The following is a 12,894-nucleotide window of genomic DNA, read 5'->3' on the forward strand; positions in this document are numbered from 1 at the left end:
CGTGGCCGCCCTCGTCCGGCTGTGCCGGCCACCGGTCGCCGCGCAGCCGACCGCCGAGCGGACGGCCGTGAAGCCCGAGGGCGCGGTCTGATCGATGCCCATGCATCGACGATGCGCCCTGACGTCGCGTGAGGTGCAAGCCTGCCGGCCTCGTCGCCCCGCGTCACAGGGGTCGACCGACGTCGCGCGGTGCGACACGGATCACGACGCCGCACCGGAGCCCTAGTGCATCAGCACGACGACGACCCCAGCGACGACCGCGATGAGGATCGTGGCGAGGACGGCGAACACCGTCGGCGTGATCCGGTCCCGGAGCCCCTTCTCCGGCGGGACCCGCAGGGACGCGTCCGTGCTCAGCTCCCACCAGTTGACGACGCGTCGGAAGTCGACGTCGAAGTCGGGGTCGGGGTACATGTCGCTGTGCTGGAGGCCCGGGAGCGCGCGACGCCGCCCGGTGGTGAGGAACATCCGGGCCGCGCGCGAGTCGCCGGCCTGGCTCTCGACCTCGCGCACGTCGATCCACCGGACCTCGTGCCACGGGTAGGTGCGGCCGCGCCCGAGGCCCCAGCAGATGGTGATCCCGGCGGGCCCGACCGAGGACCAGCTCCGGAACGCGATGACGCCGAGGGGCGCCATGAGGGCGATCGTCCCGCCGATCAGCCAGGCGCCGCCCGTGGGGCCGAGCTTGACGGCGGCCAGGGCACCCTGGGCGCCGAAGACCACGAGTATCGCCACGAGGTGCGACCAGGACGGACGGTACCGGTCCTTGGCGCGGAAGATCAGTTCGTTCACCCCGTGCACACTACGCCGCGGCCCGCTCTCCGGAGCGGCAGGGGGCGCATGCCCTGCCGACTCCAAGAGGCGCGCGGCGCAAGGCTCCAGTGCTTGCAGCGGGGCCGAGGGTCGGCAGCTGCATGACCAAATCACCCCGCCGCCCGGTGCCGGTGCGCGGTGACCGGGGCCCGGATGTCAGTGGGGTCTGCCAGAGTCGGCGCATGCTCGGGATCGTGGTGCGGACGGAGAACGGGGCGCGGCACGTTCGCGTGCCCGAGGAGCAGCTGGCCACGCTGGTGCGGCGGCTCGAAGGCGGCGGTGACCGGTTCCTGGTGCTCACCCGAGTCCCCGACCTGCCCGATGTCTTCGCCCAGACCTGGCGCGACCCCGACGGGACGTACACCCTGGAGCACCGCGACGGCGCCGCCGACCGGCACTTCGAGGCCACGCTCGACAGCGCCGAGGCCGTGATCGCGGCGCTGACCGGCTGGGCCCGGCAGGACGCCGGCTGGGCCGACGGCCCGCGCTGGTCGCTGATGGACATGGGGCCCGTCACCGAGGTGCCGCCGCCGGACCTCGCCGACGGCGACCGCGCGGAGTTGGAGCGGCGCCTGCGCGAAGTCCTGCTCGGCGGCTATGCCTCGCGCGCCGAGCTGGCCGAGGTCGCCGAGGAGTACCTCGTCACCCCGGACCGCCGGCCCGTCTCGCGCGACCAGGCGAGGGTGCTGGCCGACCGGCTCTGGCTGGAGCGCGTCGCGGAGCAGGCGCAGTGGCGTGGCGAGACCGACCCGGAGCGGCTCACCCGCGCGTTCGCGGTGCTGCAGGACGCCGGCATCACCGCCCGCGAGCACTTCACCTGCTGCCGCACCTGCGGCGAGTCCGAGATCGGCGCCGAAGGCGGCCCCGACGCCCGCGGCTTCGTCTACTTCCACACCCAGTGCACGGACTCCGCCGCGGCCGGCGGCGGGCTGATGCTGCTCTACGGCGGCTTCGACGGCTCGCCCCTGACCACCACGGCCGTCGGCCACGAGGTGGTGGCCGCCCTCGCCGAGGCCGGGCTCCGGACCGAGTGGGACGGCGACCCGGGCCGGGCCGTCACCGTCACCCCGTTGGACTGGCGCCGACGCCTGGTCGGCTGAGAGCGCGGCGCCCGTCCGCCTCCGCCGTGCGTGCCGCCGCGAGGGCCACGGTGGGCTCAGGCGCCGTCGAGGCCCGGCAGGGTCTCCTGCTCGACCTCGTGGCGCGCCACGCGCTCGGCCGGGTCCCGGCACTCCGGGCCGAGCCGCAGCATGCGGGACTCGGGATCGTGCAGCGGCCGGTGGCAGCGGCGGCAGGTGACCCGGGGGCGGAGGACCTCCCGGGCGTCGGTGCCGGGGAGCGGGTCGGCGTCGGTCATGGCCCCACGGTAGCCGGGAGCAGGCGTGAAAGGATCGGCCCCATGGCCACCGACCGCAGCAGCGCAGGAGATCCGGCGCGCACCCTCGCCCTGCTCTGGGGGATCTCCGCCGAGGAGAAGCCCGGCCGGCGCGGGCCCCGCCAGGCGAAGTCGCCGGCCGAGATCGCCGCCGCGGCGATCGCGCTGGCCGACGCGGAGGGCGTCGACGCCGTGACGATGCGGCGGGTCGCCCAGGAGCTGGGCGTCTCCCCGATGGCGCTCTACACCTACGTGCCCGGCAAGGCCGAACTGCTGGACCTCATGCTCGACACCGTCTACGCCACCATGCCGCGCACCGCCCCCGCCGACGAGGGCTGGCGCGCCCGGGCGACGGCGGTGGCCGACGACAACCGCGCGCTCTACCGGGCGCACTCCTGGGTGGCGGGCGTCTCCACCAGCCGCCCGCCGCTCGGGCCGGGGCTGATGGCCAAGTACGAGTACGAGCTGCGGGCCCTGGAACCGTCCGGCCTGCCGGACGTCGACCTCGACGCGGCCCTCACCCACCTGCTCGGGTTCGTGCAGACCTGCGCCCGGATGGCCGCCGACGAGCGCGCCGCCGAACAGGACAGCGCGATGAGCGACGCCCAGTGGTGGGCGGCCAACGCCGACCTGCTGGCCCGGGTGTTCGACCCCGGGGCGCACCCGGTCGCCGCTCGGGTGGGCGCCGCCGCCGGTGAGGCGTACGGCGGTGCGTTCAGCCCGGAGCACGCCTACGCCTTCGGCCTCGCCCGGGTGCTGGACGGGCTGGCGGCGCTGATCGCGGAGCGCCGGGCGGAGCAGTAGGCAGGCCCGGCTTCGGGCCGTAGTACCTACTCGGCCGGCGGCCGGGAACGCCGACGGGGCGGCGCCTGCCGACCCGGTGTCGGAGTGCGCCGCCCTGGGGCGGAACGAGGTGCGGGAGCTGCCCGCGCAGTCACGGCGGTTACTGCTGGTCGGCGTTGAACTTCGAGGTCGCCCAGAAGTACCCGAGCACCGCGAGACCGACGCTCCAGCCGACCGCGAGCCACCCGTTGTGGCCGATCCCGCTGCCGAGCAGCAGGCCGCGCAGGGTCTCGATGGCCGGCGTGAACGGCTGGTACTCGGCGATCGGCTGGAACCAGCCGGGCATCGAGTGGATCGGGGTGAAGGCGCTGGAGAGCAGCGGCAGCAGGATCAGCGGCATCGCGTTGTTGCTCGCCGCCTCGGCGTTCGGGCTGACCAGGCCCATGCCGACGGCGATCCAGGTGAGTGCGGTGGCGAAGAGCACGAGCAGCCCGAACGCCGCCAGCCACTCCAGGACGGTGGCGTCCGTGGACCGGAAGCCGATGGCCACGCCGACGGCGCCGACCAGGACGACGCTCGCCACCGACTGCAGCACGCTGCCGACGACGTGGCCGACGAGCACCGACGGGCGGTGGATCGCCATCGTGCGGAAGCGGGCGATGATGCCCTCGTTCATGTCGTTGGCGACGGACACCGCGGTGCCGATCACGGTGCTGCCGACGGTCATCAGCAGCAGGCCGGGGACGACGTAGGCGATGTACGCGGAGCGGTCCGGGCTGCCGCCGGCGATGCCCGCGCTCATCGCGTCTCCGAAGATGTAGACGAAGAGCAGCAGCAGCATGATCGGCGTGAGCAGCAGGTTGAGCGTGAGCGACGGGTAGCGCCGGGCGTGCAGCAGGTTGCGGCGCAGCATCGTGGCCGAGTCGCGGGCGGCGAGGGAGAGGGAGCTCATCGGACGGTCTCCTCGGACTGGTGGGACGGGGCGGACGGGGCGGAGGGGGCGGTGCTGACCGGACCGGTGCGGTCGGCCGGGCCGGGCTGACCGGGCAGCCCGGCGTTGCCGGTCAGGGCGAAGAACACGTCGTCGAGGTCGGGGGTGTGCACGGTCAGCTCGTCCGCCTCGACGCCGGCCGAGTCCAGCCGGTCGAGGACGGAGCGCAGGTCGCGCTGGCTGCCGTTGCTGGGCACCTGGAGCGTCAGGGCCTCGTCGTCCCCGGCGGCCCCGGGCAGGGCGGTGGCGGCGGCCCGGTACACGGCCGGGTCGGTGAAGCGCAGCCGCACGTGCCCGCCGGGGACGAGCCGCTTCAGCTCCTGGGCGGTGCCCTCGGCGGCGATCCTGCCGTCGTTGAGGACGGCGATGCGGTCGGCGAGCTCGTCCGCCTCGTCCAGGTACTGCGTGGTGAGGAAGACGGTGACGCCGTCGGCGACCAGCTCGCGGATGATCTGCCACATGGTGTGCCGGGATCGCGGGTCGAGGCCGGTGGTCGGCTCGTCGAGGAAGATGATCCGCGGGTCGCCGACCAGCGTCATGGCGATGTCCAGGCGGCGCTTCATGCCGCCGGAGTAGGTGGAGGCGGGCTTCTTCGCCGCCTCGGTGAGGTCGAAGCGCTCCAGCAGCCGGGCGGCGGTGCGCCGCCCCTCGCTGCGCGAGAGGTGGTGCAGGTCCGCCATGAGGAGCATGTTCTCCTCGCCGGTGATCAGGCCGTCGACGGCGGAGAACTGCCCGGTGACGCCGATCGCGGCGCGGACCGCCTGGGGGGCGGTGGCCAGGTCGTGGCCGCCGATGCGGACGGTGCCGCTGCCGGGGCCGGCGGAGACGAGGGTGGAGAGGATCTTGACGGCGGTGGTCTTGCCGGCGCCGTTCGGGCCGAGCAGGGCGAAGATCGTTCCGGCCGGGACGGTCAGGTCGATGCCGTCGAGCACGAGCTTGTCGCCGTAGGACTTGCGCAGTGCGGTTGCCGAGATGGCGAGGTTCGTCATGGTGGGTGCTCCTCAGAGGCTGCGGGCGGTGATGTTGCCGTGGGGGGTGGTCGCGCGGATGTCGAGCTCGGCGGTGCCGTCGTTGCGGAGGCCGTTGCTGATCCGGCCGTGGCCCGTCCCGGCGTCCAGGGCCGCGGAGACGCCGGGGGCGGCGCCGACGCTGATGTCGCCCGACTGCGTGCTGAGTACGACCGCGCCGCGCACGGCCTCGGTGATCCGGATGTCGCCGCGTGCGGTGCTGATCGTCGCCGGGCCGCCCAGCCGGCCGATCTCGACGTCGCCGTCGACCGCGGTGAGGCGGAGGCTCGCGGCCTCGTCGATCTCGATCTGCCGGTACGCGCCCTCGAAGGCGATGTCGCCGAGGCGGCCGACGACGCGGAGCTCGGCGGCGGTGGCCGTGGCCTCGACGTTGGAGCCGGCGGGCAGCTGGACGGTGATCTCCAGGGAGCCGGAGGAGCCGAACAGTTGGCCCTTGGGGCCGGCCGTCGCGATCCGCAGGACGCCGTCGCGGTACTCGACGGTGGTCTGCTCCGCGGCCTTCACGTCGCGGCCCTTGGCGGCGTCCGCGGGGCGGACCTCGACGGTGGTGTCGGTGCGGTCCGAGGCGATGAGGCGGACGTGGCCCGCGGGGATGTCGAGGACGGTGGTGATCGGGGCGGTGGTGTCGAACTTCTGCATCGTGCTCACCTGTCTGCTTGGCGTTTCTGATGATGGAAAAGCTACGTTGCATTCAAGAATCCTTCAAGATGCTTGTTGCGATGAGACTGAATAACAGCAGGTCAGATGCGTGTAATCATTGCAATGGAGCTATATCTAACGCAATGACAGCTGTGCGTTCGTTGCAATGGAGTGGCGGTGAACGCTATGCTCGGGGCCGCGGCGCCGGGCTCGGGGCGGCGGGCTCGGGGTGTGGGAGCTGTGGGCCGCACGACAGCGGGGAGCGCGGAGAGGGGATCGCGGTGCCGGGAGTCAGGCTCGGCCGGCAGGAGCGCCGGCAGATCGCTCTGGGAGTGGCCGCCGGCCTCTCCTGCGCGGAGATCGCCAGGGGCCTCGGCCGCCCCGCCTCGACGGTCACGCGGGAGGTGCGGCGCAACGGCGGCCCGGCCGCCTACCGGGCCGACCGGGCCCAGCTCGCCGCCGAACGCCGGGCCCGCCGGCCCCGCGGCAGCGCGCCGCGCGGGTCGGCGCAGGCGCAGGCGCAGGCGCAGGCGCAGGGGCAGGGTCAGGGGCGCGACGACGGGGCGGTGCGCGCGTACGGGGAGGAGCTGGCGGCCCTGCTGCTGCACCAGGGCCTGCCGGGGATGGCCGCCCGGGTGCTGGCCTGTCTGCTCACCACCGACGCGGGCAGCCTCACCGCGTCGGAGCTCGCCCTGCGCCTACGGGTCAGCCCGGCGTCCGTCTCCAAGGCGGTGGCGTTCCTCGACGGGCACGGCTTCGTCCGCCGGGAGCGCGACGGACGCCGCCGCGAGCGCTACGTGCTCGACGACGGCGTCTGGCACCGGTCGGCGATCGCCGGTGCGCACGGCGTCGCCCTGGTCGCCGCGACCGTACGGCGGGGCGTCGGCGTCCTCGGGCCCGGCAGCCCGGCCGCGGCCCGGCTGGAGGGCATCGCGCGCCTCGGGGACGTCGTCGGCGGCAGCATCCTGCGCGCCGCGGAGCAGGCCCGGGACGCCCTCCGTGCGGCGCCCGGGGCACCCACGGGCTGATCCGGCGGCGGCGGTCGGTGCGGGCCGGTGCGGGCCGGGGGAGTGGGCTCAGCGGGGCCGGTCGTCGTACTCGGTGCGGGCCGAGAGGACGGCGGGGACGCGCTCCTCGGACCAGTGGGCGAGCGCGGCGACCAGCTGCGCGGCCTCCCGGCCCAGGTCGGTGAGGCTGTAGTCGACCCGCGGCGGGATGACGGGGTGGGCCTCGCGGAGGACGAAGCCGTCGCGCTCCAGGGTCTGGAGGGTCTGCGCGAGCATCTTCTCGCTCACCCCCGAGACCCGGCGGCGCAGCTCGCTGAAGCGGTAGCCGCGTTCGTTCAGGGCGCCCAGCACCAGCACGCCCCAGCGGCTGGTGACGTGCTCCAGCACGCCGCGGGACGGGCACATCCGGTCGAAGACGTCCGGCGGGGGCAGTTCGCGCAGCGGTGCGGGCTCGGCCTGGCTCATTACCTGCATATCAGTACCGTACTTCGAAGTGCGTACTTTCGGAAAGTTAGTACCGTCCCTAGGGTTGGTTGCGAGGTCAACGAGACACCGGACCGCGAGACCGCGGGGCCGCGTCAACCGAACGAGGGAGCATCACCATGTACGTCGTCACCGGTGCCACCGGACAGCTCGGCCGTCTGGTCGTCGAGGGCCTGCTGGCCAAGGTGCCCGCGAGCGAGGTCGCGGTGGCCGTCCGCTCCGCCGGGAAGGCCGCCGACCTCGCCGAGCGCGGCGTGACCGTCCGGGTGGTCGACTACGACCGGCCGGAGAGCCTGGCCGGCGCCTTCGCGGCCGGGGACCGCGTCCTGCTGATCTCCGGCAGCGAGGTCGGCCGCCGGATCCCGCAGCACACCGCCGTGATCGAGGCGGCGCGCGCCGCCGGGGTCGCCCTGCTCGCGTACACCAGTGCGCCGGGCGCGGCGACCTTCCGCCTCGCCGACGAGCACCGGGCGACGGAGACGGCGATCCGCGCGTCCGGTCTGCCGTTCTCCTTCCTCCGCAACGGCTGGTACACCGAGAACTACCTGGGCGACGCGGCCGGCACGGTGGCCCGCGGCGTCGTGGTCGGCAGCGCCGGCGACGGCCGGGTGGCCAGCGCCCCGCGGCAGGACTACGCCGACGCGGCGGTCGCCGTGCTGCTCGCCGAGGGCGACGAGAGCGGCCACACCGACACCGTGTACGAGCTGAGCGGCGACGCGGCGTGGAGCCTGCCGGAGCTGGCGGCCGAGCTGGCCGAGGCCTCGGGCAGGCCCGTCGTGCACCGCGAGGTGACCCCGGCCGAGCACCGTGAGGTGCTGGTCGGCGCGGGTCTGCCGGTGGGCTTCGCGGAGGCCTTGGTGGACGTGGACGCCGGTATCGCCCGCGGCGAGCTGGCCGGCACCCCGGGGGACCTCGCCCGCCTGATCGGCCGTCCGACCCGCCCGCTGGCGGAGAGCGTGCGGGCGGCGCTCGGCGCCTGACCCGGGCACCCGGCCGGAGCCCGACCCTGACGCCCGCCCCTGACGCCCGACCCGGACGCCCCGCCCGGACGCCCCGCCCGGGTGTCCGGGCCGGGCGTCCCGGTCGCGGTCCTGTCATGACCAAAAACGTGAGACGGAGATGACAGCCCGCCCCCGCGCCCGCTACCGTCGGCTCGACACACGTGCGCGCGGAGGGCAGGCCGTCGATGGCAGAGACAACCCAGCAGGAGGCCGGCAGAGGCCTCTGGTACGGCTTCGCCGCGTACGGCATGTGGGGGCTGTTCCCGCTGTTCTGGCCGCTGCTGGAGCCGGGCGCCGCCGACGACATCCTGGCCAACCGGATGGTCTGGTCCCTGGTCGCGGTGGTGCTGCTGCTGGTCGCCCAGCGGCACTGGGGCTGGATACGCCCGCTGCTGCGCCAGCCGCGCCGGCTCGCCATGCTGGGTGCCGCCGCCGCGGTGATCTCGGTCAACTGGGGCGTCTACATCTGGGGCGTCAACGCCGGGCACGTGGTGGAGACCAGCCTCGGCTACTTCATCAACCCGCTGGTGACCATCGCGTTCGGCGTCCTGCTGCTGAAGGAGCGGCTCCGGGTGGCGCAGTGGGCCGCCGTCGGGATCGGCGCCCTCGCGGTCGCCGTGCTGACGATCGGCTACGGGCGGCTGCCCTGGATCGCGCTGACCCTCGCCCTCTCCTTCGCCACCTACGGCCTGCTGAAGAAGAAGGTCGGGCTGAGCGGGCTGGAGAGCCTGGCGGCCGAGAGCGCCTTCATGTTCCCGTTCGCCCTCGGGTACCTGATCTACCTGGAGGTCAGCGGGCGCGGCACCTTCGGGCACACCGTGGCCGGCCAGTACGGCTGGGGGCACTCGGGGCTGCTCGTGCTCAGCGGCGTGATCACCGCCGTCCCGCTGCTGTGCTTCGGCGCGGCGGCCGTCCGGGTGCCGCTCACCATGCTGGGGCTGCTCCAGTACCTGGCGCCGGTCTTCCAGTTCCTGATCGGCATCGCCGTCTTCCACGAGTCGATGCCGCCCGCCCGCTGGGCCGGCTTCGCCCTGGTGTGGGCCGCGCTGGCGGTGCTCACCTGGGACGCGCTGCACCGGGTGCACGCCGACCGGGTGGCGCGCGCCGCCGCCCTCGCCCGAGCGGACCGGGCCGCAGCCCCGGCGGCGCCGACCGGCGCACCGGTGGCCGACCCGGCCCCGGCCCGCACCAGCTGACCGGCACGGACCCGCCGACCGGCCCGCACCGGCTGACCGGCTCGCACCCGCCGACGCTCGCGCCGGCCGGCTGCTGAGACCCGCTGCTGGACCCGCTGTCCCGGCCCGCCCCCGACCCCGTCGGCGGCGGGCCGCACCGCGCCCGGGCCGCCTGCGCGGCGACCCCGGCCGCCTACGCGGTGATGTCCCGGCTGGTGAACCGCGACCACGCGGCTGAGCCGAAGACGGCCACGTACGCCGCCTGGAGCCCGAGGTTCTTCAGTACGCCGTCCCAGTACATCGGTGCGCGCAGGAGGTCCCCGAAGCTCAGCCAGTGGTGGGTGAAGAGGAACGGCTGGATCGCGTGCAGCTGCGGGAAGCTGTCGAGGATCTGGACGGTGATCACCAGGCCGACGGTGGCGGCCATCGCCGCGATGCCGCTGCCCGTGAGCGTCGAGATGAAGAGCCCGATCGCGACCAGACCGGCCAGCGAGGCGGCCACCACGGCGGCAACCAGCACCGCCCGCAGCAGGGCCGGGCCCAGCCCGATCGTCTCGCCGGAGATCAGCGTGACATCGCCGAGCGGGAACAGCGCCGCACCGGTGGCCAGCGCCGACAGCGCGACCGTCACCGTCGCGGCCAGGCAGAACGTCAGCCCGGCGACGAACTTGGCGGCCAGCAGCCGCGTCCGGCCGGCCGGGGCGACCAGCAGGTAGCGCAGCGTGCCGCCGGCCGACTCGCCGGCCACCGAGTCCCCGGCGACCACGCCGACCGTCATCGGCAGGAAGATCGGCAGCGAGACGGCGAGCGCGGTGAAGACCAGGAAGAGCCCGTTCTGCGTCACCTGCGCGATGAAGGCCGGGCCCCCGCCGCCGCGCGGCCCGTCCGTCTCGATCCGGACGACCACGCCGATCAGCACCGGCAGCATCGCCAGGATCCCCAGCAGCACCATCGTGCGCACCCGGCGGAAGGTCAGCAGCATCTCGCTGCGGAACAGCGACAGGAAGCCGGCCGCCGTCTGCGGCCGCCGCCCGGCCACCGGGGCCTCCAGCAGTTCAGCCCGCGACATCGAAGCCCTCCCCGGTCAGCGCCACGAAGGCGTCCTCCAACGTGCCCCGCTCCACGCCGAAGCCGTGCACCCGCACCCCGGCGGCGACCAGCGCCGCGCAGAGCGCCGGCAGGACGTCCTCGGCCGGTCCGGCCGGCTCGCCCTCCACCTGGCCGTCGCCCGGCTGCACACCGGCCACCCCGTGCGCGGCCAGGACTTCGGCGGCCTTCGCCACGTCCGGCGTGCGGACCACCAGCCGGCCCTGGGCGCGGGCGGCCAGTTCGGCGACGGTGCCCTGCACCACCAGCCGGCCGCGCGACATCACCGCGGCGTGGGTGCAGACCTGCTCGATCTCGTCCAGCAGGTGCGAGGAGAGGAAGACCGTCGTCCCCTCGGCGGCGACCTCGCGGACCAGCGCCCGGATCTCCCGCATGCCCTGCGGGTCGAGGCCGTTGGTCGGCTCGTCCAGGACGAGCAGCTCGCGCGGCTGGAGCAGAGCCGAGGCCAGGCCGAGCCGCTGCTTCATACCGAGCGAGTACGCCCGGGCCTTCTTGCCCGCGGCGGCCGTCAGGCCGACCCGCTCCAGCGCCTCGGTGACCCGCCGCTGCCGGGTGCGCGGGTCGGCGGTCGGATCGGCCGCGTCGAACCGCGCCAGATTGTCCCGGCCGGAGAGGAAGCCGTACAGGGCCGGGCCCTCGATCAGGGCGCCGACCCGGGGCAGCACCGACCCGACGGACTGCGGCATCGGCTCGCCGAGCACGGTGGCCGTGCCGGCGGTGGGCGCGATCAGGCCCATCAGCATCCGGATGGTGGTGGTCTTGCCGGAGCCGTTGGGCCCGAGGAAACCGAACACCGAGCCGCGGGGGACGGTCAGGTCCAGCCCGTCGACGGCGAGCTGGCCGCCGCGGAAGCGCTTGGTCAGGCCGCGGGTCCTGATCACGTCCTCGGACGCGCCGGACGTCGTCGGGACAGCGGAAGCGGTGGACGCGCTGGGCGGGGTGACGCGGGGAACGGCCACGGGGGCCGGGCGCAGTGCGGCGCCCGGCCCCCCGGCCGGCTCCGTAACGTCCCCCGTTACGGGAGCCTTGGTCACCTACTTCACCCCGGCCGCACTCTGCAGCACCGGCAGCGTCACGGCGCCCGCGAAGACCCGGCCGTCGTCGGTGACCAGCACGTTCAGCACCTTGGTGCTGATCAGCGAGCCGCCCTGGACCGGCTTGCCGAGCGACTTCGCCAGCGCCAGCGGGTTCTGCAGCGCGGCCGGGCCGCCCTTGCCGTGCTTGCCGTGCCCGCCCTCGGCGTTGGCGGGGCCGGCCGCGTCGCCGCCGCTGGGCAGCGTGGTGCTGAGCACCGCCGTCCAGCCCTCGCCGATCACGTTCAGGCCCTCGGCCGCGGTGCCCGCCCGGCCCGCCTTGCCCGCCGGGCCGGCGCCGTCCCCGGACGGGGCCTTCGCGTTCGGCGCGGCCTTCTGCTCCGTCACCTTGGCGCCCTTGGGCACGGTGAAGTCGAAGGTCTTGGCGGCGGGCTGGGCGAAGGACACCTCCGTGAAGTGCACGTCCAGCACCTTGCCGCCGTCGGCGCCCTTGACCAGCACCGCCAGCGGCACGCCGTTGTCGGCGGCCACCGCGATCCGGACCTCGCCGATGGTCGAGCCGGACTGGGTGGGCTTCACGCTCAGCTGGTACGCCTTCTGCCCGGCCACGGTCGCGGTGCCGTCCACCGTGACGGCGGTGGTGCCCGCGCCCGCGGCGAGGAACTGGCGGGCGGCCTCCTGCGGGGTGGCCGGCACCCCGGTCAGCGGCGGCCGGCCCTCCCGGTGGTCGGGCCGGGTGCCCTGCGGGGCCGTCAGGTGGACGGCCTCGTTGCTGGAGCTGTCCCAGGCCCAGACCTGGTCGCCGTTGCGGACCAGCTCGTAGCCGGCGAGCTGCTCGATCAGCCCGATCCGCTGGCGGTCGGGGCCGTCCACCGCGACCCGCAGGGTGTGGTCGCCGCCGAGCAGCTGGGCCAGCTTGGCCTCCGGCGCGGCCGCGGACGACCCGGAGCCGTTCGAGCCCTCCGAACCACCGGACGAGCCCGGCCCGCCCGGGGCGACGCCGCCGGCCGCCGCCGCGCCGCCCGCACCCGCGGCGGCCAGCAGCTGGCTCGGCACGCCCAGGTCGGCCGAGACCGAGACCGTGCCCGAGAGCGTCTGCGCCTCCGAGCCGAGGGCCTTCGCCACCACCTGCTCCGCCGTCAGCGTCGGCAGGTCCGGCGGGGAGTCGGCCGCGAGCGCCGGCACCAGGCCGACCCCCGCGGCGATCACCGCCGCCACCGCCACCGGTACCGCCACCCGCACCGCGGTGCGCCGCCCCGCCCGATAGGGTGCGCCCCCGCCCTCGTACTGCTCGCCCGCCGTGTCGTCCGTCATCGCGTCAAACCCTCCCGTTGCCGTGACCGGTCGCCGCTGTGCGCCGCTGTCCTCCATTACAAGGCCCCGGCCCGGCCGGGGCATCGCCCTGCAGGGCCAGATCGGGGTAGGACTCGTGGCCCATCCGACCCTGAGAGACCCTCA

Annotated in this window: 14 protein-coding genes; 5 read left to right on the forward strand and 9 right to left on the reverse strand. The window is 74.8% G+C overall.

Going from position 1 to position 12,894, the window contains the following annotated elements:
- Positions 1–222: 222 nt before the first annotated feature.
- Positions 223–792, reverse strand: coding sequence for a hypothetical protein (locus tag OH807_RS23915; protein ID WP_406202324.1), 570 nt, complete (start codon positions 790–792; stop codon positions 223–225).
- A 203-nt stretch (positions 793–995) separates the two neighbouring features.
- Here OH807_RS23915 and OH807_RS23920 point away from each other — a divergent pair, with 203 nt between their 5' ends.
- Positions 996–1,913: a DUF6891 domain-containing protein gene (locus tag OH807_RS23920; protein WP_406202326.1), complete on the forward strand. Its 918-nt coding sequence runs from the start codon at positions 996–998 to the stop codon at positions 1,911–1,913.
- A 56-nt stretch (positions 1,914–1,969) separates the two neighbouring features.
- Here the strand turns inward: OH807_RS23920 and OH807_RS23925 are convergent, their stop codons facing one another.
- Entirely contained in the window at positions 1,970–2,170 is a 201-nt protein-coding gene (locus tag OH807_RS23925; protein WP_406202328.1) for a DUF6011 domain-containing protein, read from the reverse strand.
- A gap of 42 nt (positions 2,171–2,212) precedes the next feature.
- On the opposite strand from OH807_RS23925, the gene OH807_RS23930 reads away from it, so the two are divergent.
- Positions 2,213–2,992 carry a TetR/AcrR family transcriptional regulator gene (locus OH807_RS23930; protein ID WP_406202330.1) on the forward strand — a complete coding sequence of 260 codons (780 nt, stop codon included), beginning with the start codon at positions 2,213–2,215 and terminating at the stop codon, positions 2,990–2,992.
- Between the two features lie 139 nt (positions 2,993–3,131).
- Here OH807_RS23930 and OH807_RS23935 read toward each other — a convergent pair whose 3' ends face one another.
- From OH807_RS23935 to OH807_RS23945, 3 genes are read right to left on the reverse strand one after another with little or no spacing between them, the layout of a single operon-like run.
- On the reverse strand, positions 3,132–3,923 hold the full coding sequence (locus tag OH807_RS23935) for an ABC transporter permease (protein ID WP_406202332.1): 792 nt from the start codon (positions 3,921–3,923) through the stop codon (positions 3,132–3,134).
- The gene (locus tag OH807_RS23940) at positions 3,920–4,951 is read right to left on the reverse strand and encodes an ATP-binding cassette domain-containing protein (RefSeq protein WP_406202334.1); all 1,032 of its coding nucleotides are present in this window, start codon (positions 4,949–4,951) and stop codon (positions 3,920–3,922) included. The genes OH807_RS23935 and OH807_RS23940 overlap by 4 nt, the downstream gene beginning before the upstream one ends.
- A 12-nt stretch (positions 4,952–4,963) precedes the next feature.
- Positions 4,964–5,629, reverse strand: a complete 666-nt coding sequence (locus OH807_RS23945) for a DUF4097 family beta strand repeat-containing protein (RefSeq protein ID WP_406202336.1) — start codon at positions 5,627–5,629, stop codon at positions 4,964–4,966.
- 281 nt (positions 5,630–5,910) lie between these two features.
- Here OH807_RS23945 and OH807_RS23950 point away from each other — a divergent pair, with 281 nt between their 5' ends.
- On the forward strand, positions 5,911–6,657 hold the full coding sequence (locus OH807_RS23950; RefSeq protein WP_406202338.1) for a helix-turn-helix domain-containing protein: 747 nt from the start codon (positions 5,911–5,913) through the stop codon (positions 6,655–6,657).
- Positions 6,658–6,705: 48 nt separating this feature from the next.
- Here the strand turns inward: OH807_RS23950 and OH807_RS23955 are convergent, their stop codons facing one another.
- Positions 6,706–7,101, reverse strand: a complete 396-nt coding sequence (locus tag OH807_RS23955) for a winged helix-turn-helix transcriptional regulator (protein WP_406211152.1) — start codon at positions 7,099–7,101, stop codon at positions 6,706–6,708.
- 137 nt (positions 7,102–7,238) lie between these two features.
- Between OH807_RS23955 and OH807_RS23960 the strand changes: the two genes are divergently transcribed.
- Both OH807_RS23960 and rarD read left to right on the forward strand, forming a co-directional pair.
- Complete coding sequence (locus OH807_RS23960) at positions 7,239–8,099, forward strand: SDR family oxidoreductase (protein ID WP_406202340.1); 861 nt, start codon at positions 7,239–7,241, stop codon at positions 8,097–8,099.
- 206 nt (positions 8,100–8,305) lie between these two features.
- Entirely contained in the window at positions 8,306–9,316 is a 1,011-nt protein-coding gene (gene rarD, locus OH807_RS23965; protein WP_406202342.1) for an EamA family transporter RarD, read from the forward strand.
- A 172-nt stretch (positions 9,317–9,488) separates the two neighbouring features.
- Here rarD and OH807_RS23970 read toward each other — a convergent pair whose 3' ends face one another.
- The 3 genes from OH807_RS23970 to OH807_RS23980 all read right to left on the reverse strand — a co-directional run bounded on the left by OH807_RS23970 (position 9,489) and on the right by OH807_RS23980 (position 12,750).
- Positions 9,489–10,364: an ABC transporter permease gene (locus OH807_RS23970; protein ID WP_406202344.1), complete on the reverse strand. Its 876-nt coding sequence runs from the start codon at positions 10,362–10,364 to the stop codon at positions 9,489–9,491.
- Positions 10,351–11,283, reverse strand: a complete 933-nt coding sequence (locus OH807_RS23975; RefSeq protein ID WP_406202346.1) for an ABC transporter ATP-binding protein — start codon at positions 11,281–11,283, stop codon at positions 10,351–10,353. Before OH807_RS23975 ends, OH807_RS23970 begins: the two co-directional genes overlap by 14 nt.
- A gap of 153 nt (positions 11,284–11,436) precedes the next feature.
- The gene (locus OH807_RS23980; RefSeq protein WP_406202348.1) at positions 11,437–12,750 is read right to left on the reverse strand and encodes a LolA family protein; all 1,314 of its coding nucleotides are present in this window, start codon (positions 12,748–12,750) and stop codon (positions 11,437–11,439) included.
- Between the last annotated feature and the right edge of the window lie 144 nt (positions 12,751–12,894).

It is taken from the genome of Kitasatospora sp. NBC_01560 (genome assembly GCF_045208415.1).
Classification (GTDB): Bacteria; Actinomycetota; Actinomycetes; order Streptomycetales; family Streptomycetaceae; genus Kitasatospora.

What these genes read in the sequence shown, in the direction of transcription:
- OH807_RS23925 (WP_406202328.1), bottom strand. Translation starts at nt 2,170, where the DNA reads ATGACCGACGCCGACCCGCTCCCCGGCACCGACGCCCGGGAGGTCCTC.
- OH807_RS23940 (WP_406202334.1), bottom strand. Translation starts at nt 4,951, where the DNA reads ATGACGAACCTCGCCATCTCGGCAACCGCACTGCGCAAGTCCTACGGC.
- OH807_RS23920 (WP_406202326.1), top strand. Translation starts at nt 996, where the DNA reads ATGCTCGGGATCGTGGTGCGGACGGAGAACGGGGCGCGGCACGTTCGC.
- OH807_RS23935 (WP_406202332.1), bottom strand. Translation starts at nt 3,923, where the DNA reads ATGAGCTCCCTCTCCCTCGCCGCCCGCGACTCGGCCACGATGCTGCGC.
- OH807_RS23945 (WP_406202336.1), bottom strand. Translation starts at nt 5,629, where the DNA reads ATGCAGAAGTTCGACACCACCGCCCCGATCACCACCGTCCTCGACATC.
- OH807_RS23955 (WP_406211152.1), bottom strand. Translation starts at nt 7,101, where the DNA reads ATGAGCCAGGCCGAGCCCGCACCGCTGCGCGAACTGCCCCCGCCGGAC.
- OH807_RS23980 (WP_406202348.1), bottom strand. Translation starts at nt 12,750, where the DNA reads ATGACGGACGACACGGCGGGCGAGCAGTACGAGGGCGGGGGCGCACCC.
- rarD (WP_406202342.1), top strand. Translation starts at nt 8,306, where the DNA reads ATGGCAGAGACAACCCAGCAGGAGGCCGGCAGAGGCCTCTGGTACGGC.
- OH807_RS23930 (WP_406202330.1), top strand. Translation starts at nt 2,213, where the DNA reads ATGGCCACCGACCGCAGCAGCGCAGGAGATCCGGCGCGCACCCTCGCC.
- OH807_RS23960 (WP_406202340.1), top strand. Translation starts at nt 7,239, where the DNA reads ATGTACGTCGTCACCGGTGCCACCGGACAGCTCGGCCGTCTGGTCGTC.
- OH807_RS23970 (WP_406202344.1), bottom strand. Translation starts at nt 10,364, where the DNA reads ATGTCGCGGGCTGAACTGCTGGAGGCCCCGGTGGCCGGGCGGCGGCCG.